This window comes from Achromobacter sp. LC458 (genome assembly GCF_001005835.2).
Taxonomy (GTDB): Bacteria; Pseudomonadota; Gammaproteobacteria; order Burkholderiales; family Burkholderiaceae_B; genus Achromobacter; species Achromobacter spanius_B.
The window spans coordinates 244,825-270,262 of sequence record NZ_LBHW02000001.1 but is presented as its reverse complement, the minus strand read 5'-3'; the positions used below and the strand labels follow the sequence as shown (position 1 = coordinate 270,262).

At 64.8% G+C, this 25,438-nt stretch carries 19 protein-coding genes; 9 read left to right on the top strand and 10 right to left on the bottom strand.

Translation table 11 applies throughout. The annotated features are described in order from the left end of the window. Nucleotides 1-4 precede the first annotated feature (4 nt). From YH64_RS01205 to YH64_RS01180, 6 genes are read left to right on the top strand one after another with little or no spacing between them, the layout of a single operon-like run. Nucleotides 5-1,129, top strand: coding sequence for an FAD-binding oxidoreductase (locus tag YH64_RS01205; RefSeq protein ID WP_046802683.1), 1,125 nt, complete (start codon nt 5-7; stop codon nt 1,127-1,129). Next, the gene (locus tag YH64_RS01200) at nt 1,126-2,703 is read left to right on the top strand and encodes an FAD-dependent oxidoreductase (protein WP_082134320.1); all 1,578 of its coding nucleotides are present in this window, start codon (nt 1,126-1,128) and stop codon (nt 2,701-2,703) included. The genes YH64_RS01205 and YH64_RS01200 overlap by 4 nt, the downstream gene beginning before the upstream one ends. A 10-nt stretch (nt 2,704-2,713) precedes the next feature. Next, nucleotides 2,714-3,589: an inositol monophosphatase family protein gene (locus tag YH64_RS01195; RefSeq protein WP_143215208.1), complete on the top strand. Its 876-nt coding sequence runs from the start codon at nt 2,714-2,716 to the stop codon at nt 3,587-3,589. Nucleotides 3,590-3,631: 42 nt separating this feature from the next. After that, complete coding sequence (locus YH64_RS01190) at nt 3,632-4,681, top strand: ABC transporter ATP-binding protein (RefSeq protein ID WP_046802681.1); 1,050 nt, start codon at nt 3,632-3,634, stop codon at nt 4,679-4,681. Beyond that, nucleotides 4,678-6,330, top strand: a complete 1,653-nt coding sequence (locus YH64_RS01185; RefSeq protein WP_046802680.1) for an iron ABC transporter permease — start codon at nt 4,678-4,680, stop codon at nt 6,328-6,330. The genes YH64_RS01190 and YH64_RS01185 overlap by 4 nt, the downstream gene beginning before the upstream one ends. 36 nt (nt 6,331-6,366) lie before the next feature. Then, nucleotides 6,367-7,386 (top strand): extracellular solute-binding protein, encoded by a 1,020-nt coding sequence (locus YH64_RS01180; RefSeq protein ID WP_052945919.1) that lies wholly within the window; start codon nt 6,367-6,369, stop codon nt 7,384-7,386. Between the two features lie 121 nt (nt 7,387-7,507). On the opposite strand, the gene YH64_RS01175 is transcribed toward YH64_RS01180, so the two are convergent. The 8 genes from YH64_RS01175 to YH64_RS01140 form a co-directional block, all read right to left on the bottom strand. After that, nucleotides 7,508-9,922 (bottom strand): TonB-dependent siderophore receptor, encoded by a 2,415-nt coding sequence (locus YH64_RS01175; protein ID WP_255444080.1) that lies wholly within the window; start codon nt 9,920-9,922, stop codon nt 7,508-7,510. A gap of 183 nt (nt 9,923-10,105) precedes the next feature. Next, the gene (locus YH64_RS01170; protein ID WP_046802678.1) at nt 10,106-11,077 is read right to left on the bottom strand and encodes a FecR domain-containing protein; all 972 of its coding nucleotides are present in this window, start codon (nt 11,075-11,077) and stop codon (nt 10,106-10,108) included. Further along, on the bottom strand, nt 11,070-11,603 hold the full coding sequence (locus YH64_RS01165) for a sigma-70 family RNA polymerase sigma factor (RefSeq protein WP_143215207.1): 534 nt from the start codon (nt 11,601-11,603) through the stop codon (nt 11,070-11,072). Before YH64_RS01165 ends, YH64_RS01170 begins: the two co-directional genes overlap by 8 nt. Nucleotides 11,604-11,714: 111 nt before the next feature. Next, nucleotides 11,715-12,806 (bottom strand): cell division protein ZapE, encoded by a 1,092-nt coding sequence (gene zapE, locus YH64_RS01160; protein ID WP_046802676.1) that lies wholly within the window; start codon nt 12,804-12,806, stop codon nt 11,715-11,717. 79 nt (nt 12,807-12,885) lie between these two features. Beyond that, nucleotides 12,886-14,313, bottom strand: coding sequence for a dihydrolipoyl dehydrogenase (lpdA, locus tag YH64_RS01155; RefSeq protein ID WP_046802675.1), 1,428 nt, complete (start codon nt 14,311-14,313; stop codon nt 12,886-12,888). Between the two features lie 129 nt (nt 14,314-14,442). Continuing rightward, on the bottom strand, nt 14,443-15,678 hold the full coding sequence (gene odhB, locus YH64_RS01150) for a 2-oxoglutarate dehydrogenase complex dihydrolipoyllysine-residue succinyltransferase (protein ID WP_046802674.1): 1,236 nt from the start codon (nt 15,676-15,678) through the stop codon (nt 14,443-14,445). A 103-nt stretch (nt 15,679-15,781) separates the two neighbouring features. Continuing rightward, nucleotides 15,782-18,649, bottom strand: coding sequence for a 2-oxoglutarate dehydrogenase E1 component (locus YH64_RS01145; protein ID WP_046802673.1), 2,868 nt, complete (start codon nt 18,647-18,649; stop codon nt 15,782-15,784). A gap of 330 nt (nt 18,650-18,979) precedes the next feature. Further along, on the bottom strand, nt 18,980-19,450 hold the full coding sequence (locus tag YH64_RS01140; RefSeq protein ID WP_046802672.1) for an Lrp/AsnC family transcriptional regulator: 471 nt from the start codon (nt 19,448-19,450) through the stop codon (nt 18,980-18,982). A 192-nt stretch (nt 19,451-19,642) separates the two neighbouring features. Here YH64_RS01140 and YH64_RS01135 point away from each other — a divergent pair, with 192 nt between their 5' ends. Then, nucleotides 19,643-20,659: a 1-aminocyclopropane-1-carboxylate deaminase gene (locus tag YH64_RS01135; protein ID WP_046802671.1), complete on the top strand. Its 1,017-nt coding sequence runs from the start codon at nt 19,643-19,645 to the stop codon at nt 20,657-20,659. Between the two features lie 76 nt (nt 20,660-20,735). On the opposite strand, the gene YH64_RS01130 is transcribed toward YH64_RS01135, so the two are convergent. Continuing rightward, nucleotides 20,736-21,941: a urate hydroxylase PuuD gene (locus tag YH64_RS01130; protein WP_046802670.1), complete on the bottom strand. Its 1,206-nt coding sequence runs from the start codon at nt 21,939-21,941 to the stop codon at nt 20,736-20,738. A gap of 213 nt (nt 21,942-22,154) precedes the next feature. Beyond that, a complete protein-coding gene (gene uraH / locus YH64_RS01125; RefSeq protein ID WP_046802669.1) occupies nt 22,155-22,505 on the bottom strand; it encodes a hydroxyisourate hydrolase in 351 nt (116 codons plus the stop codon). 195 nt (nt 22,506-22,700) lie between these two features. Between uraH and puuE the strand changes: the two genes are divergently transcribed. Both puuE and uraD read left to right on the top strand, forming a co-directional pair. After that, complete coding sequence (gene puuE, locus YH64_RS01120) at nt 22,701-23,645, top strand: allantoinase PuuE (protein WP_046802668.1); 945 nt, start codon at nt 22,701-22,703, stop codon at nt 23,643-23,645. Nucleotides 23,646-23,656: 11 nt separating this feature from the next. Continuing rightward, the gene (gene uraD, locus YH64_RS01115) at nt 23,657-25,435 is read left to right on the top strand and encodes a 2-oxo-4-hydroxy-4-carboxy-5-ureidoimidazoline decarboxylase (RefSeq protein ID WP_046802868.1); all 1,779 of its coding nucleotides are present in this window, start codon (nt 23,657-23,659) and stop codon (nt 25,433-25,435) included. Nucleotides 25,436-25,438: the final 3 nt, after the last annotated feature.

Here is a 25,438-nt window from a genome sequence, read left to right as displayed (position 1 = left end):
ACGCATGCCACACCCCTCGAAGGACGTGCTGATCGTCGGCGCGGGCATTATCGGCGCTGCCTGTGCACACCACTTGGCGGCCGCCGGCCTGTCGGTGCATGTGCTGGATGCCGGCCTGAAAGGGGCCACGCAGGCCGGCATGGGGCATCTGGTCGTCATGGACAGCGACCCCGCCGAACTCGCGCTGAGCAGCCTGTCGATGGACGCTTGGCGGCAATGGGGCCCGCGCATGAACGCAGCGGACCCCGCCTGCGCCTACACCGAATGCGGCACGCTGTGGGTCGCTGCCACTAGCGACGACATGACCGAAGCCGAACGCAAGCACGCGCGGCTTGGCCACCAGGGGGTAGCCGCCACGCTGCTTACCGCGCGTCAACTGGCCGACGCCGAACCATTCTTGCGCAGCGGCCTGGCCGGCGCGCTGCACGTACCCGGCGACGGCCTGGTGTACGCCCCCAACGCGGCGCGCTGGCTGTTGACGCATGCGCCACCCGGCGTGTCATTCGAGGCCGTCCGCGTCGACATGATCGACGAGCAAGGCGCCATGCTGGCCGATGGCTCGCGGCGCAATGCCAAGGCCGTCGTGCTGGCGGCAGGCATGTTGGCCGCCCACCTTTGCGACGACTTGCCCCTTGCACCCAAAAAAGGGCATCTGGCCATCACGGACCGCTACCCAACCGGCATCCGCCACCAACTGGTCGAGCTTGGCTACATGGCCAGCACCCAGCAGCGCGACGGGGCCGCCGTGGCATTCAATGTGCAGCCCCGTCCCACCGGGCAACTGCTGATCGGCTCTTCACGGCAGATCGGGCAAGCCGATTCCGACATCGATCCCATGGTGCTGGCCCGCATGCTCAAGCGGGCCACCGACTTCCTGCCGGGCCTGTCGGGCATGAACCTTATCCGCACCTGGACAGGCGTGCGTGCCGCCACACCCGACGGCCTGCCGCTGATCGGTCCGCATCCCACCCGCGCCGGGCTCTGGCTGGCCTTGGGCCATGAAGGCCTGGGCGTCACCACCGCGCCCGCCACCGCCGCCTTGCTGACCGCCCTGATGACCAACGCAACGCCGCCGCTGGCTGCCGCGCCCTTTGCACCATCCCGCTCATTTGACGAGGTAACGCCATGACGCATCCGCGAGACTCCGCCCGCCTTCGTATCCTGCTGGACGGCCGGCCGATGCGGGTGGAGCCGGGCAGCAGCGTCGCCGCCGCGTTGGCCGCCAGGTCGCCCGGCAACTCGCGCGTATCGGTGTCCGGCGAAAAACGCGCGGCATTCTGCGGCATGGGCGTCTGTCACGAATGCCGGGTCCTGGTCGATGGCCACCTGCGCCTGGCCTGCCAAGCCCGCTGCCACGAAGGCATGCGCGTGGACACGGTACTGGAGCACGGCACCCCGCCTGACGCCCCCCTTGCACAAGACGATGCCGCTAACGCCTGCGACCTGCTCATCATCGGCGCCGGGCCTGCGGGGATGTCCGCCGCGCTGGCGGCCGCGCCCAGCGGACGCGCCATTGTGCTGGTCGACGACAACGCCGCACCCGGCGGCCAGATCTGGCGTGATGGGCCAGGCGCCTCCGTGCCCGCCCTGGCCCGACGCCTGCGTGAACAACTGGCGCGATATTCGAATATCACGCTGCTTGGCGACACCCGTGTCATCGGCATGGCCGGCTTGCCTGGCCAACGGGCGCTGATGCTGGAGAATGCGCGCCAAGGTTGGGCGCAGCACTATGGCGCGCTGATCCTGTGCACTGGCGCTCGCGAGCTCCTGTTGCCGTTTCCCGGCTGGACCTTGCCTGGCGTGACCGGCGCGGGCGGCCTGCAAGCCTTGATAAAGGCGGGCGTAAGGCTGCGCGGCAAGCGCATCGTCATCGCCGGCACGGGCCCCTTGCTGCTTGCCGCGGCGCATGCCGCCCATCGGGCGGGCGCGCGCGTCGTGCGCATTGCCGAGCAAGCAGACTGGCGCGCCTTACTGCGCTTTGGCTATCGCTTGCACCGCTGGCCCGCCAAGGCCGCGCAGGCCGCCGCGCTGTTCAACCCGCACTACCGAGCTTCCAGCCACGTGCTGGAAGCCACCGGCGATGGGCGCGTGCAACAGGTGCGGCTGCGCCGAGCCGACGGCGAAGAAACCATCGCCTGCCATCGCTTGGCCTGCGGCTTTGGCCTGGTGCCCAACATCAAGCTGGGCCAGATGCTGGGCTGCGAATTGGACACGCACGCAGGCCTGCAAGTGGATGACATGCAGCAAACCACCGTCCCGGGCATCTTCGCGGCAGGCGAATGCACGGGCATCGGCGGCAACGAACGCGCCCGGGTACAGGGCGCGCGCGCCGGCCATGCGGCGGTGGGCGAACTTACCCAGGCCGCGCGCCTGTCGAACGATCTTGCACGTTGGCAGGAGTTCGCCGACGCGCTACGCACCCCCTTCGCGCTACGCGCGCCGCTGTTGTCCCTGGCACGCCCCGACACCCTGATTTGCCGTTGCGAAGACGTGCCGCAATCCGCGCTTGCGGCGCATCAGAACTGGACCGACGCCAAGCTGCACACGCGTTGCGGCATGGGCGCCTGCCAGGGCCGCATCTGCGGCGCCGCCACCCAAGCGCTTTATGGCTGGCAGCCCTTACCCCCGCGGCATCTGCTTGCGCCCGCCCGCATCGACACGCTGGCGGCCCTCGCGTCCTCATCCGGCAATTCGCTCGACTAAGGAAACCTTCATGACGAACACCCTGGACGCCCACATCGCGTTCGCGCAAGGCTTGGCTGACGAGGCGCGGAAAATGTACGCGCCATACCTGCGCGACTCTGTCTACGCCGATAGCGGCAATGCCAGTGCCAGCGCCAGTGCCGACGCCAGTGCCAGCGCCGACGCCGCCACACCCCGCCTGCCGCGCACGGAAATCAAACCGGACCGCAGCCTGGTCACCGCCCTTGACCAGGCCATCGAAGCGCACCTGCGCGAGCGCATTGAAGCCGCCTACCCGCAACACGGCATCTACGGAGAAGAAGGTGGCACCGTCCGGCTGGACGCCGAGTATGTCTGGGTGCTTGACCCCATCGACGGCACCGCGCCCTTTCTTGCCGGCGTGCCGGTCTTCGGCACCTTGATCGCGCTTATGCAGCGCGGCACGCCGGTGCTGGGCGTCATGGATTTCCCCGCCACGGGCGACCGCTGGGTCGGCGCTGCCGGACGCCCCACCCTGCATCACGGCGTGCCCTGCCACACGCGCGCCTGCGCCCAACTGGGCGATGCGATGCTCAGCACCAGCAACCCGGACTTCTACGCGCCCGACGAGCTTCCCGCCTTCCAGGCGCTGCGGGAACGTACCCGCTGGCGCATCTACGGCGGATGCTGCCTGGCGTATGGGCTGCTGGCCGCCGGCCGCACCGACATCGCCATCGACGCCCGCCTGGCGCTTTACGACTACGCGCCTTTCATCCCCGTCATCCAGGGCGCCGGGGGCGTCATTACCGACTGGAACGGCCGGCCGCTCGGGCTGGACAACCCGGCGTCGCGCATCCTGGCCGCGGGCGACCCGGAACGCCATCGGCAAGCCCTGCAGCTGGTGCGCCACGCAATGGCAATGGATTGATTCTTCCACCCCAACACTTGCACGCATCAGGAGCCCCCGGGCATGGACATCCGCATTGAAAAACTCTGCATTTCGTACGGCGATCAGCGCGTCATCGACGGCCTGAGCCTGGATATTCCTCCCGGCGCCTTTTTTACCTTGCTGGGGCCCAGCGGCTGCGGCAAGACCACCCTGCTGCGCGCCATCGCGGGATTCACGCCCATTGCATCCGGCCACCTGCGTTTCGGCGGCAAGGACGTGACCCGCCTGCCCGCGCACCAACGCAACATCGGCATGGTGTTCCAGGACTACGCACTGTTTCCCAACCGCAGCGTGTTCGACAACGCGGCCTACGGGTTGCGCGCAAGAAAGGTGGCGTCCGCCCAGATCCAGCAGCGGGTGACCGCGGCATTGGAACGGGTGGGCCTGGGGCAATACGCGGCAAGACTACCCGCCGAATTGTCCGGCGGACAGCGGCAGCGCGTCGCGCTTGCACGCGCGCTGGTCATCCAGCCGCAGGTGCTGCTGATGGATGAACCGCTTTCCAACCTGGACGCCAAGCTGCGCATCCAGGTACGCCAGACCATCGCCGAGCTCCAGCGCGAGGCCGGCATCACCACCGTCTTTGTCACCCACGACCAGGAAGAAGCGCTGGCGCTATCCGACCAGATCGCCGTCATGCAGCAGGGCCGCGTGGCGCAGTTGGGCACGCCGCGCGACATCTACAGCCAGCCGGCCAGCGGCTACGTGGCGGACTTCATCGGTGCGGCCAACCTGCTGCCCGTGCAATGCCACGCGCATGAGATCGGGCCGGTCCGCTTGCAGGTCGATGGGCACCCCGTGGCCGCGCATGCCCCGGTGCCCGTGACGGGCCAGGCCGTTCTGGTGGCGCGCCCCGAAGACATCCTGCTGTCCACCACCGCCGGGGCCGGCGTGCCCGCGCGGATCCTGACGCAGCAGTACCTGGGCATCAAGACAAACTACCGCGTCGAACTGCCCAGCGGCCGCCATATGAACGTGGACGTGCACGGCGACCCGATCGCGGCGCTGGCACGAGGAACCGAGGTGGACCTGGTGTTCAACCCGCAAAAAACCCTGGTCTTGGCATCATGAAGCGCCTGGTCCCCATTCTGCGGTCGCCCTGGACGTGGTTGTCGCTGGCGGTGCTGGCCGTGTTGCTGGTATTCCTGGTGTGGCCCGTGCTGAACATCCTGTCGGCCAGCGTGCTGGCCCGCAACGACGAAGGCCTGTCCGGCTGGCAGATCATGCTGGCGGATCCGCGTTATGTGCGCGCCATCGGCAACACCTTGCTGCTGGGCGCCGGCGTCACGCTGCTGGCCGCCGCCATCGGCGTGCCGCTGGCCTACCTGACCGCGCGACACCGCTATCCCGGCAAGGCCTTGGTGTCGATCCTGCCATTGATCACGCTCATCATTCCCGAAGTCATCGGCGCGCAAACCTGGCTGATGATCCTGGGCAACAACGGCGTGCTGACGCGCGCGCTGCGCGACGGTCTGGGGCTGGACCCACCGTCGTTCTACGGCTGGCCGGGCTTGCTGACCGTCATGACGTTCACGTATTACGCGTACATCTACATAGGCACGCTGGCCGCTATCCGTGGCTTTGATGCGCAGCTTGAAGAGGCCGCCCAAAGCCTGGGTACGTCGCCGCCGATATCGCGCCTGAAGGTGATGGCCCCCGTCGTGCTGCCCGCCGTGCTGGCCAGCGCGCTGCTTGTCTTCACCATGGTGGTGGGCAATTTCGCCACGTCGATGATTCTCGGACATCGGGTCGAACTGCTGTCGGTATTGACCTATCAGGCGTCCGTGTCCGAAACCGGCAGCGACCCGGTCATGCAAAGCACGCTGGCCACCACATCGATTGCCCTGGTGATGCTGGCCCTGTTCCTGCAACGCTGGATCGTGTCGCGTGGCCGCTATGAAATCACGCAAGGGCGCGCCGCGCCCGAGACGCCGATACGCGGGCCGGGCGGGCTGGCGATGGCGGGGGCGGCGCTGGCTGTGATGACGCTGTCCATGTTGCCGCTGGCCACCCTGGCCGTGGGCGCCTTCACGCGCGCGCACGGCCCGGTCATGCGTTGGGGTGAATGGACGCTTGCGCATCTGGAACGCGTGCTGATCAATGCCCCCGGCCCGGTGCTGAACTCCGTCTTGTTCGCCGGCGCCGCCACGCTGATCGCCATTGCCTTCAGCACGCTGGCCAGCTACCTCATCGTCAAGAAGCGCAATGTGTTGACGCCTTGGCTGGATTACCTCAGCTCGATTCCGTTGGCGCTGTCCGGCACGGTAATCGGCATCGGCCTATTGATGACCTTCGGCCATGGCGCGTTCGATTTGTCCGGCACCGCGTCATTGATCGTGCTGGCCTACATCGTGCGGCGGCTGCCGTTTGGCGTGCGCAACGCGTCGTCCACGCTGTTCAACCTGCCCGATTCCATCGAAGAGGCATCCATCAGCCTGGGGGTGCCGCCGCTGGCGTCCTTCTTGAAGGTGGTGCTGCCCTTGATGGCGCCCGCGATCGCCGCGGCCGCCGTCCTGACCTGGACCACCACCGTCTCCGAACTGAGCGCGTCAGTCATTGTGTATTCGCCGGGCCATGAAACGCTGCCCATCCAGATTTTCCGCTTGATCGACAGCGGCCTCATGGCGCAGGCATCGGCCTATGGTCTGGTGCTGATCGCCGTGATTCTGGCGCCGGTGCTGCTGGCGACCCGTGTCTTCAATATCCGGCTCTTTGCCTGAGCCGGGCTCTTACACCCCACCCAACAAGGAACCGCCATGATCCAGCTTCCCTCTTTCAACCGCCGCCAGGTGCTCAAGCTGCTGGCCGTCACCGGAGGCATCGGCGCGCTGCCCGCCCAGGCGCTGGCGCAGCGGGCCGAAAAAGTCGTTCTGTACACCACCTTGAACGCGCAGTCCGTCGAGACCGCCAGCGATCTCGCGCGCGACCTGCTGCCCCATATCAAGCCCAGCACGGTGGCGGGCGGCAGCAGCCAGTTGCTGAAACGAATCGAAGCCGAAGCGGGCCAGCCCAAGGGCGATCTTTTCTGGACATCCAGCGCCAACGTCATGCACGGCTACCGCGCCTTGTTCGAGCCTTACCGCTCAAAGCACATCGCCGCGATTCCCGAACCCCTGCATGGCCCGGACGACCTCTGGATGGCCGCCAACCTGCACGTCGTGGTCGGCATGGTCAATGCGCGGCAGCTGTCCGGCCCCGCGCCCACGTCTTGGGCCGACCTGACCGACCGCCGCTTCAAAGGCAAGGTCATCATCGGCGACCCCGGCAACAGTTCCACAGCCTTTACCGCGTTGTGGGGCATCGAGCGTGTCCTGGGTACCGACGGCTTGCGGGCGCTGGCGCGCAACGTCAGCGTCTCCAGCGCGGCCTCGCATGTGGTTCGCAGCGTGGGCCAGGGGGAATACGCCGTGGGCATCACCTTCGAATCGACGGCGTATCCCTATGTGGCGGGCGGCCAGAAGGAAATCGGCATCATGTACCCGTCGGACGGCACCTTCACCGTGGCCGACAACATGGCCATGGTGAAGAACTCGCCCAACCCGCAGGCCGCCGGCCTGATGTACGACCTGCTGCTGTCGCGTGAGATGCAATTGGCATTGCTGCAAAACGCCTATCGCCGCCCCAGCCGCGACGACATCGACGTCAGCAAGCACCTGGACATGCCGCCGCTTGCCGACATCAAGATCGTGCCGGTCGATGAAGCCGAAGCTTCTGCCGGTCGCGAGGCCTTTCTTGCACGCTGGCGCGCGTTTGTCGCAGAGGCGCGCAGCGCCTGAGGCACGGTGCTTGAAACGCAGCCTCCGGGGTGCAGCCCCGGAAGTGCAGCCCCTGAAGTGCAGCGGGCGGGCCATCGGTCCGCCCGCTGCGGCGCAACCTGCCGCGCGTCGTACTCCCGCTTTACCAGCGATAACGCACGCTGGCCTTCACCGAACGCTGGTAACCGTACCAGCACCAGGACTCACCCAGGCACGACGCGACATACTCCTTGTCGAACAGGTTCTGCACGTTCAACGCCACTTGCATGCCCTTCAACGAAGGCGACACGCGGCCCAGGTCATAGTCCAGCATCAAGTCGAACAGCGTGACGGAAGGCACCTTGTAGGTATTGGCTTCGTCAACGAACGACGAGCCGATATAACGGACGCCACCGCCCACGCCCATGCCCGCCAGCGGCCCCCCTTGCAGCTGGTAGCGTGCCCATGCGGACGCCTGTTGCGACGGTACGCCGGCCGGCGATTTACCTTTGAGGTTCAAGCCCGCCAGGTTCGGATTGGCCTTGGAATATTCGTTGTCCATCAGCGAATACGCCGCCACCAGCGTCAGGCCGCGCAGCGGCTCGCTCTTGGCTTCCAGCTCGATCCCCTGCGTGCGCAGCTCGCCCGCCTGGATCGAGCAGCGCCCGCCGGCCGTGCCGCATACGTGGGTGGGATCCGGATCGGTTGTCGTCATGTTCTCGCGTCGGATATCAAAGGCGGCGAAGGTCAGCAACGTTGCGCTGCCCGGCGGCTGGTACTTGATGCCGACTTCGTATTGCTTGCCCTCGATGGGCTTGAACGGCACGTTTTGCCAACCCGTGCCCGACTGCGGCTCGAACGATTCCGAATAGCTGAAGTACGGCGCCACGCCATTATCGAAGTTGTAGATGACGCCCGCGCGGCCCGTGAACTTCTCGGCGGTTAGCGACGACGGGGTGACGCGGCCGCTGGAAATTGCCGTGGTTTCGCCCACGGTGCGGGCCCAGTCATAGCGCCCGCCCAGCAACACCGACAGGCGGTCGATCTTGATCTGGTCCTGGAAGTACAAGCCGGCCTGGTACTGCCTGGACGTGGCATCCGACGAAAATGCCGGAGTGGCGATGTGCTGTCGGTTATCCGGGTTCAACACGTACAGCGGCGGCGCGCTGCCCGATCCCGACAACGTGTCTGTCTTCACGTGCTGGTAGTCAAAGCCCAGCAACGCGGTGTGACCAAAGCTGCCGGTGTTGAAGCGGGCCTGCACATTGTTGTCGATGGTCAGTGCGCCCACGTCCACGTCCGTGGCGATCGCCGCGCGCTGCTGGTACAGATAGGTGCGGTCCGTATAGCCGTAGTTGTTCGTCATGGCGCCGTAGACGCTGCGGTACTTGGCTTCGGAACGGGTCCAGCGCAGGCTTTGCGTGGCTTTGAACGTGTCGTTGAACCGGTGGTCCAGCACGTAGCCCAATGAATAGCTCTTGCGGTCGCTCTTTTCGAAATTGGCGTCGCCATCGTAGTAATCCGCCGGCAGGCGGATGCCGTCCGGCGCCGACAACAGCGTACGCATGGACGACACGCTGCCGTACGAACCCATGTCCGGATCGCGCTGGAAATTGGTCAGCACGGTCAGCGAGGTATCGCCACTGGGCTTCCACGTGAAGGCCGGCGACACAAAATAGCGGCGCTCTTTGGTGTCCTTCACCTGGCCGTCCGACATATAGCCGGCGCCGACCAGGCGATACAAGAACTTGCCGTCTTCATCGACCGGCCCGCCAAAGTCGAAGTTGGCTCGGCCATAGTCGTAGTTGCCGACCTGCACCTCCACTTCGCGCAGCGTCTCTTCCAGCGGTCGCTTGCTGACCTGGTTCACCACGCCGCCCGGGCCTCCCTGGCCGTACATGACCGACGCCGGGCCCTTCAGCACGTCCACCCGTTCGAGACGATAGGCATCGACTTGCGGCAGCGCATCGCGGCCACCGAATACGCGCAGGCCGTCCAGATAAGACGATGCGGAAAAGCCCCGCACATTGAACTGGTCCAGCCGCGTGGCGGTGGCGCCGCGCGATTCGGTCGCCACGCCGGCGGTGTATCGCAGCACCTGGTTGAGCGTCTGCGCGCCCTGCTCCGTGATCTGTTCGCGCGTGATGACCGACACCGATTGCGGCGTTTCAATCAGCGGTGTGTCGGTCTTGGTCGCGCTGACGCTGGCGCTGGCCACATAGCCCACCGTGGGCGCCAGCGCGCTTTCCGCCATGCCGGACACCGTCACCGGCGCCAGCACATGCGCGTCACCTGACGGCGAGGCAGGCGCGGGCACCAGCGTCCAGGTATTGCCGGATTGCGCACGCGCCTGCAGGCCGCTGCCCGACAAGACGCGCGCAAAGCCGGCGCCCACGGAATAGCCACCATTCAAACCGTCGGATCGCTGGCCGCGCACCAAAGCCGGATCGAACGACAGCACCACGCCAGCCGTGCGGGCGAACTGCGTCAACACATCGGCCAGCGCACCGGCGGGAATCTGGTAGCTGCGCTGCGCGTTGGCGGCGGCGGGCGCGGACTGTGCCCACGCAGCGGGCATGCCGGCGGCAAGCGCGCCCGCGCAAGTGGCGGTCAGCACGGCCTTGCGGCCGGCCGTCAGTGTGGCGCGCAGGCGCGATTGAGATGAAGCAGACACGAAACTCTCCCTGTACGGTGATCTATCCCTGCCTTTCCGTACGGGAAGCAAAAACCTGCAAGACATCCGGCAAAAAAGTTGTAACGCTCAGATTTGCCGAGGATCGACCTGCAACCAATACTGCGTGTGCCGCGTGACCGTGATGGGCAGCGCGGGCTCAAGCGCCTTCAACGCCCGTTCCGCATCGTCCAGCGGGAACACGCCCGACAGCGTCAGGGCGGCCACTGCGGGGTCCACGCGGATCACGCCCACGCGCTGGCGCGCCAGATAGCGCGCAAACGCGTCCAGCCGCCACTCCTTGGCCACCACCATGCCATCCACCCAGGCCAACCGATCGGGGTCAACGGCGCTGCGCACGAGCTCGTCGGCGCCGGCGTCGGGGTCGGTGTAGGCCAGCCGCTCGCCGGCGTCGGCGTGCGTCCAGGCGCCCTGGCGCAACAGTCCCACGCTGCCTTCGTACACGCCCAGCCTCAAGCCTGCGTCGGTGCGATGCAGATCGAACCGCGCGCGCTCGGCACGCAGTTCGCCATCGCCCGCGATCACGCGCAGCGCATCCACGCCCGCGCGCGGTTGCGTATTTACCAACATCTCGCCGCGCAGCAGGTCGATGCCGCGCGCGGCGCCCGACAGATGCAGGCGCACGGCGCTATCGCTGTTCAGCGTGATGGTCAGGCCGTCGGCCAGCGCCACGGTACGGCGTTCCCCCACGCGGGTGCTAAGGTCAGCCGCCAGGCGTTGCCAGGGCGTGTGCCGATAGCCTGCCCATCCGATGGCGGCCACGCCCGTCAGGCTCAGCAAGCCGCGCAATGCGTTGCGGCGGCCCCGGGAGCTTGGCGAGCTCAACGCGGCATGGGCCAACGCCGCCGGCACGCGGCGCGTATCGCGGCCGATGGCCTCCAGGCGATCCCAGGCTTGTCGATGGGCAGCATCCGCATCCAGCCACGCGCGACAGGACTCGTGGTCGCGGGCATTCGCCACGCCACTTTGCAAGCGGGTCCACCAGGCGATGGCCTGGCGCACCACGGCATCCGGCGGGGCGCCTCGGGCGGCGTTATTCATAGAATGCGGCATAGCAGGCGGCCATCGCCCGCACCATGTACTGCTGAACGGAACTGAGCGATACGCCCAGACGCTGCGCGATGTCGGGATAGGTCAGCCCATCCAGCTGCGACATCAGAAATGCGGAACGCGCCTTGGACGGCAAGCCGTCAAGCAGGCGGTCCAGACGCACCAGCGCTTGCAGTTGTTCGGCCTGTGTCTCGGGCGACGGGGCGTAAGCCTGCTCAAGCGTGGCCAGGTAGTTCAGATAGGCATATTCCAGCGCGGCATGGCGCTGATGGTCCACAACCAGCCCCTTCGCGATCGTGGTCAGCAAGGCGCGTGCATCGGTCGCGCGCACCGCCTTGCGGCCCTGAATCAGCCGGACAAAAACGTCCTGTGCCAGATCTTCGGCGCGATGCTCGCAGCCCAGCTTGCGGCGCAACCATCCAAACAGCCATGGCCGGTGCTCGCGATACAGCCCGTCAACAGGCGCGATCGCGGCGTCCGCGCACGTAGCCGGTGGGGAAAACAAAGAGGAAGACACAATTGAGACCGCGGTGCGGAACCTGAAGTGTCAAAATCTTAAGTGATAATGACTTGCATTACCAATGCTATGTACAAGCGGCTCGCCCCAGACGGGCCGCTTGCGGCATTACTACAACGTCGCCGTCAGGCGGCGCTCGGATTCCAGATATTCGCGCGATTGCATTTCAAGAATGCGCGAGACGGTGCGATGGAATTCGTTGGCCAGCGCCCCTTCCGTGTAGATCTCTTCGGGCTCGCACTCAGCCGACATGATGAGCTTGACGCGGTGGTCGTAGAACACGTCGATCAACCAGGTGAAGCGGCGCGCCTCGGATGCCTGGCGCGGGCCCATCCTGGGCACGCCCGACAGGATCACGGCGTGGAATCGGTTGGCCAATTCCAGGTAGTCGTTTTGCGAACGCGGCCCGCCGCAAAGCGTGGCGAAATCAAACCACACCACCGAACCGGCCAGCGCCACGGCGCGGATCTCGCGGTGCTCGATGTGCAGCAAGGGCTCCTGCGGCGGCGTATCGGCAAGGCTGTCGAACGCCTTCTTCAGCGCAGCCTGCGCGTGTTCGTCCAGCGGCGTGTGATAACACTGCACCTGCTCCAGCGAGCGGCGGCGGTAGTCCACGCCCGCGTCCACGTTCATCACGTCCATGCGCGACTGGATCAGCGCAATGGCGGGCAGCACGCGGTCGCGGTGCAGGCCGTCCGTGTACAAGGTGGACGGTTCGTAGTTGGACGTCATGATGAACGACGTGCCGTATTCAAACAGCTTGAGCAGCAGCCGATGCAGGATCATCGCGTCGGCCACGTCCGACACGTGGAACTCGTCAAAGCAGATCAGCCGGTAACGCTTGGCGACGCGCTTGGCCACTTCGTCCAGCGGGTCTTGCATGCCCTTTACTTCTTCCAGCTCGCGATGCACGCCGCGCATGAACTCGTGAAAGTGCAGGCGCGTCTTGCGCACCACGGGCACGGTCGCGTAGAAGGCGTCCATCAGGAAGCTCTTGCCGCGCCCCACCCCACCCCACAGATACACGCCACGCGGCACGTCGGGCCGGTTCAGCAGCTTTTTCAGGGCATTCGAGCGCATCGACTTGAACTTGACCCACTCGTCGTAATAGCGCTGCAAGCGGTCGATGGCCAGCTTTTGCGCGGCATCGGGCTTGTAGCCACGTTCGGCCAGGGCGTGTTCGTAGTATTCGAGGACGTTCATGGGGTTCAGCTCAAGCAACCAAAATGAAAAAAGGGCGGGTCCTTGAACCCGCCCCCTGTCTAGCTCAGGTCAAGGACGCTTAGAAATTCAGCGCGCGCTTGTCCACGGCCAGAGCGGCTTCCTTCACGGCTTCCGACAGCGTCGGGTGCGCGTGGCAGATGCGGGCGATGTCTTCGGCGGCGCCACGGAATTCCATGATGGTCACGGCTTCCGAGATCAGTTCCGAGGCCATCGGGCCCACGATGTGCACGCCCAGGACTTCGTCGGTCTTGGCATCGGCGATCACCTTGGCAAAACCGGTGGTGTCGCCCAGCGCGCGGGCGCGGCCGTTGGCCAGGAACGGGAAGCTGCCGGCCTTGTACTCGCGGCCTTCGGCCTTGAGCTGCTGCTCGGTCTTGCCGACCCAGGCAATTTCCGGCGACGTGTAGATCACCCACGGCACGGTGTCGAAGTTGACGTGGCCATGCTGGCCGGCGATGCGCTCGGCAACCGCCACGCCTTCTTCTTCGGCCTTGTGCGCCAGCATCGGGCCACGCACGACGTCACCCACTGCCCAGACGTTTTGCAGGTTGGTCTTGCAGTCGCCGTCCACGGCCACGAAGCCGCGTTCGTCCAGCTTCAAGCCCACGGCGTCGGCGTTCAGGCCGCCGGTGTAAGGCACGCGGCCGATCGAGACGATCAGCTTGTCGACCACCAGCTTTTGTTCGGCGCCCTTGGCGTCGACGTAAGGCACGGTCACCGACTTGGCGGTGGCCTTGATCTCGCCGATCTTCACACCCATCTGGATGTTCAGGCCTTGCTTGGTGAACGCCTTCAGCGCTTCCTTGGCCACCTGGCTGTCAGCGGCGGCCAGGAATTCCGGCATCGCTTCCAGGATGGTGACGTCGGAACCCAGGCGGCGCCACACGCTGCCCATTTCCAGGCCGATCACACCGGCGCCGATCACGCCCAGCGTCTTGGGGACGCCGCCGATGTTCAGCGCGCCGTCGTTGGACAGCACAACCTTTTCGTCGAACGGCAGGCCGGGCAGTTCGCGAGCCGACGAACCGGTCGCCACCACCACGTGCTTGGCCACCAGGTCTTCTTCGGCGGTGCCGGTGACCTTGATGGCCCAGCCGCCTTCCACTTGGCCGCTGAACGCGCCCTTGCCGTGGAAGAAGGTGACCTTGTTCTTCTTGAACAGGTACAGGATGCCGTCGTTGTTCTGCTTGACCACCGTGTTCTTGCGGCCGATCAGCGTATCGAGCTTCAGGCTGACGCCCTTGACTTCGATGCCGTGTTCGGCGAAGTGGTGGTTGGCTTGTTCAAAGTGTTCGGACGATTGCAGCAGCGCCTTGGATGGGATGCAGCCAACGTTGGTGCAGGTGCCGCCGGGAGCCGGGCCGCCTTGGCCGTTTTGCCAGGCGTCGATGCAAGCGACCGACATGCCCAGTTGGGCTGCGCGAATAGCGGCGATGTAGCCGCCAGGGCCTGCGCCGATCACGACGACGTCAAATTGTTTGGACATAGTGTTCTCGCGGATGAGTGTGGGGTGGAACACGCCCCGCCCGACGCTAGTGAGCCGGAGGCCGGCGCCGGGCCGGCCGGGGCGCCGCGATCCGGAAGGCCCGGAGCGGCGCCACGCGGGGCGTCGAGATTACAGGTCCAGCAACAGACGCTGCGGATCTTCCAGGGCGTCCTTCATGGCGACCAGGCCCAGCACGGCTTCGCGGCCGTCGATGATGCGGTGGTCATAGGACAGCGCCAGGTAATTCATCGGGCGGATGACGATCTGGCCGTTTTCGACAACAGCGCGATCCTTGGTGGCGTGCACGCCCAGGATGGCCGATTGCGGCGGGTTGATGATCGGGGTCGACAGCATCGAACCGAACACGCCACCGTTGGAGATCGAGAACGTACCGCCGGTCATTTCTTCAATGCCCAGCTTGCCGTCAGCGGCGCGGCGGCCGAAGTCGGCGATGGTCTTTTCGATTTCAGCGATGGACAGCTGGTCGGCGTTGCGCAGGATCGGCACCACCAGGCCACGCGGGCTGCCGACAGCGATACCGATGTCGAAGTAGCCGTGATAGATGATGTCCTTGCCGTCGATCGAGGCGTTGATCAGCGGGTACTTCTTCAGGGCAGCCACGGCGGCCTTGACGAAGAACGACATGAAGCCCAGCTTGATGCCGTGTTCCTTTTCGAACTTGTCCTTGTACTTGCTACGCAGATCGATGACCGCTTGCATGTTCACTTCGTTGAACGTGGTCAGGATTGCGTTTTCTTGCTGCGATTGCAGCAGGCGCTCGGCGATGCGGGCGCGCAGGCGGCTCATCGGCACGCGCTGTTCCGGACGGCCGTCCAGCGACAGCGTGGTCGGGGCGGGAGCAGCCGGCGCCTTGGCCGGAGCGGCCTTGGCGGCAGGAGCGCCGGCGGCCAGGGCGTCGCCCTTGGTCACGCGGCCGTCGCGGCCGGTGCCGGACACGGAAGCGGCGTCAACGCCCTTCTCGGCCAGGATCTTGGCGGCGGCGGGCGATGCCACGCCGGCGGCAGCCGACGAAGCGGGCGCGGCGGCGGGTGCCGGGGCGGCAGCGGCTTGTTCAGCGGCCTTGGGGGCTTCGGCCGGGGCGGTCGCGGCGGCGGCGGCCTTGGCGGCGGTGTCGATGCGGGCCAGCACTTCGCCCGAGGTCACGGTGCTGCCATCGCCCTTGACGATTTCAGCCAGCACGCCCGAGGCGGGAGCCGGCACTTCCAGCACGACCTTGTCGGTTTCGACTTCGATCAGGATTTCGTCCGCTTCAACGGCAGCGCCCGGCTGCTTCTTCCAGGTCAGCAGGGTCGCTTCGGAGACGGATTCGGAAAGTTGGGGGACGACGACGTCGGTAATAGCCATTTTGTTTGTTCCGTAAAGTGTGTGTTCTGGTCACGCGGCGCGGCAAGGTTCGAAAGCAGGTTCCAAAACGCTTGCCGCGCGCAGCGCGTGCATCAAGTCAGGGTTACTTCGTCAACATGACCTTGAACTTGGGCGCGAAAGCCGTCTCGATCAGGGCCTTCTGCTGTTCCTGGTGCTTGGCCAGGTAGCCCACGGCCGGCGATGCCGACGCGGCGCGGCCGGCGTAGCCCAGCTTCTGGCCTTCCACCATGTTCTCGTACACGTGATGCTGAACGTAGAACCAGGCGCCTTGGTTCTGCGGTTCGTCCTGAACCCAGATCACTTCGGTGGCCTTCGGGTACTTGCGCAGTTCCGTTTCGAACGACTTGTGCGCAAACGGGTACAGCTGCTCGACGCGGACGATGGCGACGTTGTCGGCGCCACGCTCGCGGCGGGCGTTGACCAGGTCGTAGTACACCTTGCCCGAGCAAGCCAGAACGCGCTTGACCTTGCTGGCGTCGATGGTGTCGTCGACTTCGCCGATCACCGGCTGGAAGCTGCCGCCCGCCAGATCGGTCAGGGGCGAACCCGCGTCCTTGTTACGCAGCAGCGACTTCGGCGTGAACAGCACCAGCGGCTTGCGGAACGGGCGGATCATCTGGCGACGCAGAACGTGGAAGATCTGCGAGGCAGAGGTCGGCTGGACCACTTGCATGTTGTTGTCGGCGCACAGTTGCAGGAAGCGCTCGATGCGGCCCGACGAGTGCTCGGGGCCTTGGCCTTCGTAGCCGTGCGGCAGCATCAGGGTCAGGCCCGACTGGCGGCCCCACTTGGCTTCGCCGGAGCTGATGAACTGGTCGATCACGACCTGGGCGCCGTTGACGAAGTCGCCAAACTGGCCTTCCCAGATGGTCAGCGTGTTCGGTTCAGCGCTGGAGTAACCGTATTCGAAGCCCAGCACCGCCTCTTCGGACAGCACGGAGTCGATGACGGTGAACGGAGCCTGGCCTTCCGAGACGTTCTGCAGCGGAATGTAGGTGCCGTCGTTCCAGCGTTCGCGGTTCTGGTCGTGCAACACGGCGTGGCGGTGCGTGAACGTGCCACGGCCCGAGTCCTGGCCGGTGATGCGGATGGCGTAGCCCGAGGAAACCAGGGTTGCGAAGGCGAGGTGTTCGCCCATGCCCCAGTCCAGGTTCATTTCGCCCTTGGCCATCGTGCGGCGGTCGTTCAGCAGCTTGGCGACCAGCGGGTGCACCGTGAAGCCTTCCGGAACCGTCGTGATGCGTTCGCCGATGCGCTTGAGTTCAGCCAGCGGCACGGCGGTGTCGGCCTGGTCCGTCCACTTGGCGCCCAGGAACGGGGACCAGTCGATGGCGTACTTGCTCTTGTAGTCGGTCAGCACGGGTTCAATCGTGCGCTGGCCGTCTTCCATCAGTTGACGGTAGTCCTTGACCAGTTGATCGGCTTCGCCTTCGGCCAGCACGCCTTGCGTGGTCAGCTTGTCGGCGTACAGCTTGCGCGTGCCGGGGTGATGGCCGATGCGCTTGTACATCAGCGGCTGCGTCAGCGACGGGGTGTCTTGTTCGTTGTGGCCCAGCTTGCGGAAGCAAACGATGTCCACAACGATGTCATGACGGAATTGCAGGCGGTAGTCCAGGGCCAGCTTGGTGACGAACACCACGGCTTCGGGGTCGTCGCCGTTGACATGGAACACCGGGGCTTCGATCATCTTGACCACGTCGGTGCAATACAGCGTCGAACGCGAGTCACGCGGGTCGGACGTGGTGAAGCCGATCTGGTTGTTGATGACGATGTGCAGCGTGCCGCCCGTACCGTAGCCGCGTGTCTGGGCCAGGTTCAGCGTTTCCATGACCACGCCTTGGCCGGCAAAAGCCGCGTCGCCGTGCACCAGCACCGGCAGAACGGTCTTGCCTTCGGTGTCACCGCGGCGTTCCTGGCGAGCGCGTGCGCTGCCTTCGACGACGGGGTTGACGATTTCAAGGTGAGACGGGTTGAAGGCCAACGACAGGTGGACCGGACCGCCACGGGTGGACAGGTCGGACGAGAAGCCGTTGTGGTACTTCACGTCGCCGTCGGTCAGGCCTTCGGCGTGCTTGCCTTCGAACTCCGCGAACAGGTCGCCAGGCATCTTGCCCATGATGTTCACGAGCAGGTTCAGGCGGCCGCGGTGGGCCATGCCGACCACGATTTCCTGGACGCCGTTTTCGCCGGCGTGGTTCACCACTTCGTCCATCGAGGCGATGAAGCTTTCGCCGCCTTCCAGCGAGAAGCGCTTCTGGCCGACGTACTTGGTGTGCAGGAAGCGCTCAAGCCCTTCGGACTCGGTCAGCTGCTGCAGGATGTGGCGCTTTTCTTCGACCGAGTAGGCGGGCGCACCCAGCGTGGTTTCCAGGCGTTCCTGGATCCAGCGCTTGGCGGCGGGGTCGGAGATGTGCGTGAATTCAGCACCGATGCTGCGGCAATACGTGTCGCGCAGCGCCTTCAGGATGTCGCGCAGCGTCATGGTGCTGGCGGTCGTGAAGTAGGTGTTGGTGGCCGAGTAGGTCTGGTCCAGGTCGGATTCGGTCAGGCCGTAGAAGGCGGGATCGAGTTCCGGGATCTGCGGACGTTCCTGGCGCTTGAGGGGGTCCAGATCGGCCCAGCGCGAACCCAGCGAGCGGTAGGCGGCAATCAGCGATTGCACCGACACTTGCTTGCTGGCGACGCTCAGGTCGGGTTCGGCGGAGCGTTGCACGAAGGCATTGGCCTTGGCGCGCTGGGCGAACGATTCGACGATGGGAGCGTGGGCCTGGTCGCGAGTGGATTCCTGGCCGTCGGTTGCGGGAGCGTGCTGCAACTGGTCGAAATATTCGCGCCAGTTATCAGGAACCGAACCGGGATTGTCGAGGTAGGCTTCGTAAAGCTCCTCAACATATGGCGCGTTACCGCCAAAGAGATAAGACGTGGATAGAGATTCTATTTCCGAAGACATATCGCTTCACCTTTACGAGTGCTTCACTCGACACGATGCAGGAAAAACCTTCCGCGACACGGGCTTCCCGTTTAGCGGATCGCAGGGGGCAGAAGGCGCGTACAAGCCTTGAAAGCCGTATGCCGAGCAGTATAACCCTTTGAGTTTACGGGCGTCTTGAGACATTTTTGTGGCGCAAAAGCCCTTTCGGAATGCCTGCATGCGGCCGTGGAATGTCCGGCCAACCCCTGACATTGCGACGTCTACGCGCCATCAATTTCCGCCATTCCAAAATGCCGCAGTGCGTCATTGCCAAGCACGTCGATGCGTGAGTGTTGTGCATTAGCCGCGTCACACCGGCAAGACAGTCGTCGACAAGATCTCTTTCAACACAAAAAAGGTGCGAATCTGGCGTACGCCAGGCAGCTTGATGATCTCGCCCGCATGCAGCTTGTTGAAGCGCTCCAGGTCGCGTATGCGCAGCATCAGGAAGTAGTCGAATTCGCCCGCCACCAGGTGGCATTCCAGGCAGCCGCTGATGCCGCGCGCCGCTTCCTCGAAGTCGGTGAAGGAGTCGGGCGTGGAACGGTCCAGCACCACGCCCACGATGACCAGCGTGGCCATGTCGACGTCGGCCGGCTCCAGTAGCGCCACCGTCTTTTTGATGATCCCTTCGGCCTTCAGCTTTTCCACCCGGCGCAAGCAGGCGGCCGGGCTCAGGTGCACGCGCGCACTCAAATCCAGATTGGTGATCTGTGCATCGTCTTGCAAGAGACGAAGGATGTGGCGATCAATACGGTCCAATCCGGCAAGCGCGCTCATTGCATGCGTCCCTAAAAATATTATCTCGTTATTGTTTTTCTTCCGAAAATATTAAATCTAAATTATCTTTCTTTGCTATTTTTAATATCGCGTTCATCCATAAATACGCAATTGACCGCTACCGCCCGCGATTCCTATGATTTTTCCACCCGAGCCTCACTTGCCGGCCGGAATCCCATCACAGGAGCCCGCATGGATCTGCAACGCTTTCCCCGACATCGCCTGACCTTCGGCGACACCCCCATCGAAAAGCTGGACCGCCTGTCCGCGCATCTGGGCGGCAAGGTCGACATCTATGCCAAGCGCGAGGACTGCAACAGCGGCCTGGCGTTCGGCGGCAACAAGCTGCGCAAGCTGGAATACCTGATTCCGCAAGCGCTGGAACAAGGTTGCGACACTCTGGTCACCATCGGCGGCATTCAATCCAACCACACCCGCATGGTGGCCGCGGTGGCCGCCAAGCTGGGGCTGGCTTGCGTGCTGGTGCAGGAAAACTGGGTGGACTATTCCGACGCCGTCTACGACCGCGTCGGCAACATCATGATGAGCCGCCTGATGGGCGCCGACGTGCGCCTGGTGGACCAAGGCTTTGACATCGGCTTTCGGCGCAGTTGGGAAGAGGCGCTGGAAGACGTGCGCAAACGCGGCGGCAAGCCCTACGCCATTCCGGCCGGCGCGTCCGACCACGAACTGGGCGGGCTGGGCTATGTGGGCTTTGCCGAAGAGGTGCGGCGCCAGGAAGCCGACCTGGGATTCAAGTTTGACTACATCGTGGTCTGCGCCGTCACCGGCAGCACGCAGGCCGGCATGGTGGTCGGGTTTGCGGCGGACGGCCGGGCCAACCGCGTCATCGGCATCGACGCATCGGCCACACCGGAACAAACCCGCGCGCAGATCCTGCGCATCGCGCGCCGCACGGCGGATATGGTCGGGCTGGAAGCAGGCATCGCCGACAGCGACGTGGTGCTGGATACGCGCTACGCCTATCCTGCGTATGGCTTGCCGTCAGCCGAAACCAACGACGCCATCCGCACCTGCGCGCGGCTGGAGGGCATGATGACCGACCCTGTGTACGAGGGGAAGTCGATGCAGGGCATGATGGATCTGGTTCGCCGAGGCGAGATTCCGGCTGGGTCGAAGGTTCTGTATGCGCACCTGGGAGGGGTGCCGGCGATCAACGCCTACAGCTTTCTGTACCGCAACGGCTGAGGCCGACGGCCCGCCCGCCGGCTTCGGGGCCATGGGCTGGCCGGCCGGCGACTTGCGCTGACCGGCCCCGCTCCGGCTACCGGGTTTTTGCGCCGGCCTGAAACCACGCGCCAATCAACGCGCGTTCGTCGTCGGTCATGCCGGTGGAATTAGCCATCGGCATGATTTTCGACACCACCACTTGCTGGTATACGGCCTGGGCGTGAACCGCGATCTGCTCAACGGAATCCAGGCGCACGTTCTTCATCTGCACCTGTGCGCCGTGGCATAGCAGGCACCGCTGGTCGAATACATGGCGTACTTCCGCAAACGCCACCTCGGCGGGCGCGGCCACCGCCGCCGACGCCGCCACGGGCGCGGGCCGCATCCACACGATGGTCAAGCCCAGCACCGCCACGCCGAGCAGCACATACGGCAGCGGGTTGCGCGCGTTGCCCAGCTTGAAGCGATGGCGCACCACGAAGAATTGCCGGATCGCCGCGCCGCCCAGCATGATCAGCAGCAGAACGATCCAGTTGTACTGATGGGTATAGGTGAAGCTGTAGTGGTTGCTCATCATGGTGAACACCACCGGCAGCGTGAAATACGTGTTGTGCACGCTGCGCTGTTTGCCGCGCTGACCATGGACGGGGTCGACGGGCTTGCCCGCCCGCATCGCGGCCACGTTCTTGCGCTGCCCAGGGATGATCCAGAAGAACACGTTGCCGCTCATGGTGGTGGCCATCATCGCGCCCACCAGCAAGAACGCCGCGCGGCCCGCGAACCAGTGGCAGGCCAGCCAGGACGCCAGGGCGATGAACACCGCCACCAGCACCCCCACGATCGTGTCACCGTGCTTGCCGCGCCCGAACAGGCGGCAGATGCCGTCGTAGACCATCCAGAACACCACAAAGAAGGCCAGCGCGACGGCCACGGCGGTGCCGGGCTGCCAGTCCATTTTTGACCGGTCTATCAGGTAGGTGCTGGCGTTCCACAGGTACGACATGGTGAACAGCGCAAAGCCGGTCAGCCAGGTGCTGTAGCTTTCCCAGAACGACCAATGCAGATGTTCGGGCAGCTTTTTGGGCTGCACCGCGTACTTCTGCATGTTGTAGAAACCGCCGCCGTGCACGGCCCATTGCTCGCCGCCCACGCCCTTGGCGAGCGATTCGGCGTCTTGCGGTTTTTCAAGGCTGTTGTCCAGCATCACGAAATAGAACGACGTGCCGATCCATGCGATGCCGGTAATGATGTGGGCCCAACGCAGCAACAGGTTGACCCAATCCAGGTAGTAACTTTCCATCCACGCCCCCGCAGTGGGCGGGCCTTGATAGGCTCCGCCGCACTGCCTACCACCGCGGGCGCTGTAAGCAGAAGATAGATCGCGCACAAGGCTAAAGGGCCCCGCACCGCTGCGATCAGGATGGACGAAATTGTATGCAGGTTTTGTTCACAAGGCTATGCGCGCGCACCCCCTGTGGCATCAGGAATACCCTGATGTGAGGGGCCTTGCCGCTTACGAGCCCCGATACGTGGAATAGCTCCAGGGGCTGACCAACAGCGGCACGTGATAGTGCTGGTCCGCATGCGCCACCCCGAAGTCAAGGCTGACCCGATTCAAGAAGTTGGGCTCGGGCAAGGCAACGCCGCGCGCCTGGAAGTAGGCGGCAACGTCGAACACCAGTCTGTAGGTACCCACTTTCAAGTCCGCCTCGGCAAACAAGGGCTTGGCGCTGCGGCCGTCCTGGTTCAGCGTGAATTCCTGGATCAAGGTGGCGGATTCGCCGCGTGTGGCGTATAGCGCCACGGACATGCCCTGGGCCGGGCAACCGTGCATGGTGTCGAGTACGTGCGTGGTCAGTCCCATGTTGTCTCCTGTGTGCCCCGAAGGCTGCGGGGCGGTCTCATGGTTATCCTTAATGATGTACATAAATTGTATACAGCTAATTGCTTTCCAGCTATTGTTTAGCCCATCATGAAACCGTCCGTTCATCCGCGCTTGGCCCACTGAGTTCTTTCCTTACCGCTGCGCGCGCCTCCAGGCTCCATGCCCGCTCTATTCATGAACACCTACGACTCCACGCTTCCGTACCCCCGCGACCTGATCGGCTACGGCCGCAATCCGCCGCACGCGCAATGGCCCGACCGGGCCCGCATTGCCGTGCAATTCGTTTTGAACTACGAAGAAGGCGGCGAAAACAGCGTGCTGCATGGCGATGCGGGTTCTGAACAATTCCTGTCGGAAATGTTCAACCCGGCCAGCTACCCCGACCGCCATCTCAGCATGGAAGGCATCTACGAATACGGGTCGCGCACCGGCGTCTGGCGCATCCTGCGCGAATTTGAAAAGCGGCAGTTGCCCTTGACCGTGTTCGGTGTGGGCATGGCGCTACAGCGCCACCCCGAACTGACGGCGGCGTTCACGGAATTGGGCCACGAAATTGCCTGCCATGGCTGGCGCTGGGTGCATTACCAGAACGTGGACGAAGCCACCGAACGCGAACATATGCGCCTGGGCATGGAAGCTATCACCCAGCTGACAGGCAGCCGCCCGCTGGGCTGGTACACCGGGCGCGACAGCCCGCGCACGCGCCGACTGGTGGCCGACTACGGCGGCTTCGAATACGACAGCGATTACTACGGCGACGACCTGCCCTTCTGGATGCAGGTGAAAAAGAGCGACGGCGCCGTCGTCCCGCAACTGATCGTGCCCTATACGCTGGACTGCAACGACATGCGCTTCGCGCTGCCGCAAGGCTATTCGCACGCCGACCCCTTCTTTCAGTACCTGAAGGACAGCTTCGACGTGCTTTACGCCGAAGGAGACGAAGCGCCCAAGATGCTCAGCATCGGCATGCACTGCCGGCTGCTGGGCCGCCCGGGGCGCATCACGGCGCTACAGCGCTTTCTGGACCACATTGCCCGCCACGACCGCGTCTGGGTATGCCGCCGCCTGGACATCGCCCGGCACTGGAAAGCCACCCACCCCTATCTCCCCAACCGTTGAGCGCCCCCACCATGCCCCACACGCTGGAACAACTCAATGCCGCCACGCCCGACGCGGCGCTGGCCATGCTGGACGGCCTGTACGAACATTCGCCGTGGATTGCCCGCCAGGCGCTCGCCGCCCGGCCTTTTCGGTCGCTGGCGCATTTGCAGGATCAGTTGCGCCACGTGCTGGATCAAGCCGATATCGACGCACAACTGGCGCTGATCCGCGCGCACCCGGAATTGGCGGGGCGCGCCATGCAGCAAAACAGCCTGACCGCCGAATCCACCCAGGAACAGGATCAGGCGGGACTTACGCATTGCTCGCCCGACGAACTGGCGCGGCTGCAACAACTGAACAACGACTACAACGCGCGCTTCGGTTTTCCGTTCATTCTGGCCGTGCGCGGCGCGCGCGGCACGGGCCTGTCGCGCCAGCAGATCATCGATGAATTTGCGCGGCGGCTGGATAACCCGCCCGACGTCGAAATCCGAGAAGCGCTGCGCAATATCCATCGCATCGTCGAAATTCGCCTGACCGACAAGTTCGGACGCGACCTGACCTTGGGCAACGACATCTGGGACTGGCAGGAACGGCTCAGTATCCACAGCGATCCCGGTTACGCCGAAAAAGGCCAGCTGACCGTCACGTACCTGACCGAAGCGCACCGCGCCTGCGCGCAGCGCATCTCGCACTGGATGCGAGATTGCGGCTTTGACGAAGTTGAAATCGACGCCGTCGGCAACGTGGTGGGCCGCTATCGTGCCCAGCAGCCCGACGCCCCCACATTGATGACGGGCAGCCACTACGACACCGTGCGCAATGGCGGCAAATACGACGGCCGCCTGGGAATTTTCGTGCCCATGGCCTGCGTGCGTGAACTGCATCGACAAGGTCGCCGCCTGCCCTATCACCTGGAAGTCATCGGCTTTGCCGAAGAAGAAGGCCAGCGCTACCGCGCCACCTTCCTGGGCTCCGGCGCCTTGATTGGCGACTTCAAGCCCGAATGGCTGGACCAGAAGGACGCGCAAGGCGTCACCATGCGCGACGCCATGCTGCATGCCGGCCTGTGCATTGACGACATTCCGAAGCTGCGCCGCGACCCGGCGCGCTATCTAGGGTTTGTCGAAGTCCATATCGAGCAAGGCCCGGTGCTGTATGAAATGGGACTGCCGCTGGGCATCGTCACATCGATCAACGGCAGCGTGCGTTATCAGGCACAGATCTTCGGCATGGCCTGCCATGCCGGCACCACGCCGATGAACCGCCGCCGCGATGCCGCCACCGCCACCGCCGAACTGGCCTTGTATGTCGAACAACGCGCCGCGCGCGATGGCGATTCGGTAGGCACCATCGGCATGCTGGAAGTGCCTAGCGGATCCATCAACGTCGTGCCGGGCGAATGCCGCTTTAGCCTGGACCTGCGCGCGCCCAGCGATGCGCAACGCGACGCGCTGGTCAATGACGTGCTGGCCGAACTTGACGCCATCTGCACGCGCCGGGGCCTGCGCTATGCGCTTGAAGAAACCATGCGCGCCGCCGCCGCGCCCAGCGACCCTGCCTGGCAACAGCGTTGGGAACGCGCCGTCGACGCGCTGGGCGTGCCGCTGCACCGCATGCCCAGCGGTGCCGGGCACGACGCCATGAAGCTGCACGAAGTCATGCCGCAAGCCATGCTGTTCGTGCGCGGCCAGAACCACGGCATCAGCCACAACCCCCGCGAATCCACCACCCGCGACGACATCCAGCTGGCCGCGCATGCCATGCAGCACCTGCTGGACGACCTTGCCAATGACATCAAACGCTAACGC